The sequence below is a fragment of the Streptococcus parasanguinis genome, from assembly GCF_001069785.1.
GTDB lineage: Bacteria > Bacillota > Bacilli > Lactobacillales > Streptococcaceae > Streptococcus > Streptococcus parasanguinis_T.
In genome coordinates this window covers 1-2,869 of record NZ_JVSR01000112.1, presented here as the reverse complement: position 1 = coordinate 2,869, position 2,869 = coordinate 1, and the positions used below count along the sequence as shown (strand labels likewise).

Here is a 2,869-nt window from a genome sequence, read left to right as displayed (position 1 = left end):
ATAAATATTAGAAACATTTTTTTGAAGCTTCTTTTGTTCATCTATGGACACATCCCTGAATGGTCGATTACGACTCCAGGACATGTGTACGGACCACTTGTTGGAATTACAACTTGTCTTGCGCCGTTTCTTACTTGTTGTAAAATATAATTGTGAATATTACGTAATCCCCAAGCAACCCATTCCGAAGGCGCTTTTCCTGTCACATACGTTATTGTTCCATCTATAACCCATGCAACAACCATCCCTCCAAAAAAGATTGCTGTAGCGCCTGTAGCGCTACGGTCTTCTGTTTTTATTAGAGCACTTTTATTGTTAGGAATTATTTCATTTGCACTTACCGTTAAAGTAAGTAGGGGAGAGCTAGCGTAGAATAGTGTAGATAATAGCGATAAAATAGTAATTTTTTTAATTATTTTTTTCATGGTTACCCTCCTAATGTTATTTTGTACAGTGTGATGCTATATAGAAAAACGAGTTTCCTTACTTAAATTAAGTTTTCCCAATGTTTTTCAAATCTATTTTGTATCCTCTTGAAACGAAAAATCAATCTTCATATACAGTATTTTGTTAGATAGTAAAGTTCTAATACTAACAAATCTGTCCTCTAGTTATCTCCTTTCAATTAATGAAATCCCCACCATCTCCAAATATCTAACAAGTTGAAGAGTGGGAGTGATGCTATAAAGAATAAAAGGGAAAACTTTTTGTTAAATAAGGTTATCATTACTATTAACCACATATAGTTTTTAGCCAACCAACTATATGTGGTCTAAGTAATGGGATTAAGAATAGACCTACAAATAGACCTAAAATAAATATTAGAAACATTTTTTTGAAGCTTCTTTTGTTCATCTATGGACAGATTCCCGAAAAGTATATTTTTAATTTTTCTAAGTACGTCTAGACGTTTTAAAACTCATGTTGTGATTGAATTACGTTCAATACTTCTTGCATACTTCCAGCCTTCCAATTTGCCTTAGCATTAAATAAAGGCAATGGGTAATCGTAATATCCAATAGTATCAATACCAGCACTAGTTGATACCTGTATCCCTGAGTACGAATCTTCAATAGCAATTGTCATCCGAAACAATATAATCAAAATAATTCTTCAAATCCAGTTTTTCAAGACTTATTTCTATACTTTTTCTTCCTTTCTCTGTGAAAATCGCAAATTTTTCCCACTTTTTCTCAATGATTTCAATACTGAAACAACATCTTTCCAGAACTTCAATAATTTCTTTTTATGTTAATTCATTATTTAACTAAATCTTTGGAGGTAATACGTTTTCAAAGCTACTTTTTTACCATAGATTTTGAGCCTTCAACACATATTACTAAGCCAAAAATGCTCTAAATTTTTGAAATTCTAACAAATTACACCCTTGTACATTAGAATCACTTCTTTCTAATTAAAAATTAGATAAAACAGAAATACCATATAGTTAATAGTATTTTCATCATTTAATCAACTAATCAGCCTTCCCAACATCAAGACCATCGGACTTCTTTTGTGATTGCACTCGAATCTCCAATTGTTTATTCTTCTGAATAAACTGTTGGTAAGGAATTGTATTACTAAACATAAAAACACCTAGTAATGCAAATGTAACTAATTTTTTAATTCCACGTTTTTTTCTCATGCAATGAAACCCCTTTCTTTTTCCTTGTTTTTATTCTAACATACATATATTATTCAATCAATTATTTTTATTGCTTTTTGAACTTTTTTTTTTTATTATTACCACAAAGAATTATTTATTCTTTCAACTTGCTATTTTGAACTAAAAATTTTATAATGAAATTAAGCAAATAGGAAGGTTTATTATCTTTAATGAATACACTCGCAGAGAAATTCAGATTGAAAAGAAAAGAGTTGAGACTCTCCCAACAAACTCTTGCAGAAGGAATTTGTGAACAAAGCCAGATTAGTAAAATTGAGAGAGGGCATTTCATTCCCTCCGCAGACCTTTTGTTCAAACTCTCACAACGACTTGAAGTGCCATTAGATTATTTTTTTAATGAACAAATTGAAATTAAATCTAACCTCTCTAATTTCAAGCAATTATCTGCTCGCCTATTAGATGATAGAAATTATGACAATTTGGAATATATTTATAAAATAGAGATTGAACGAAGCACTTTTCTAACACTAGAAGACCGAACTTACCTTGAATGGATTAAATCTATTATTGACTTCTATCAATATGACAGTAAGTGTGAGGCTATTTCTTCATTGGAAAATATATTATTAAAAGTCTCCTCAAATACTCTGATTTATTTAAAGGCATTGAATACTCTATCTAATTTCTATTCCTTAGTGGGTCGTGAACAAGAATATGAGGCAAACTACTCTCATTTAATGGAGTTATATCAGACAAAAAATTTTGAGCATCAAGAGTTTTTATTTGGTTACATCAGAGTTCGTTACAACTACGCTCACTACCTAGTGTCAAAGGAAAAATATAACGAAGCCATCCAAGAAGCTCTTGAGACGATTGAACTCTGTAAACAAAGACAGACAAGCTACCAACTGGCTCCCCTACTTATTCTTGTAGGAAATGCTGGAGCCAAGTTTCTAGACAAAGAACAAGTCAAAAATTATTATATAGAAGCAAGAGAGTTATGTAAGATTTATAACAATCCTTTAATGTTGATGAAGATAGAGAATTATTTGAAAGAATTAGATACTGTTTAGTTAATCTTGACATTATAGTTTTTCTGAAACGTTAAATAACCTGTAAGGCTGATAGTGAAATTAATACTATCAGCCTTATAATTTTTCCATGGTATTTCAAATAACTATACTGATTTTGTTTCCCGTTCTAATTTGGTAACATTTTGATTTCTTGTGTTATCAAGTATAT

3 protein-coding genes are annotated in these 2,869 nt (G+C 30.6%); 1 reads left to right on the top strand and 2 read right to left on the bottom strand.

Going from position 1 to position 2,869, the window contains the following annotated elements; all coding sequences use genetic code 11:
- Positions 1–41 precede the first annotated feature (41 nt).
- On the bottom strand, positions 42–425 hold the full coding sequence (locus ADG03_RS10895) for a hypothetical protein (RefSeq protein ID WP_041826468.1): 384 nt from the start codon (positions 423–425) through the stop codon (positions 42–44).
- 1,049 nt (positions 426–1,474) lie between these two features.
- Entirely contained in the window at positions 1,475–1,645 is a 171-nt protein-coding gene (locus ADG03_RS11960; RefSeq protein WP_014713946.1) for a PhrA family quorum-sensing system peptide, read from the bottom strand.
- A gap of 191 nt (positions 1,646–1,836) precedes the next feature.
- Between ADG03_RS11960 and ADG03_RS10890 the strand changes: the two genes are divergently transcribed.
- The gene (locus ADG03_RS10890) at positions 1,837–2,700 is read left to right on the top strand and encodes a helix-turn-helix domain-containing protein (RefSeq protein ID WP_049520963.1); all 864 of its coding nucleotides are present in this window, start codon (positions 1,837–1,839) and stop codon (positions 2,698–2,700) included.
- Positions 2,701–2,869: the final 169 nt, after the last annotated feature.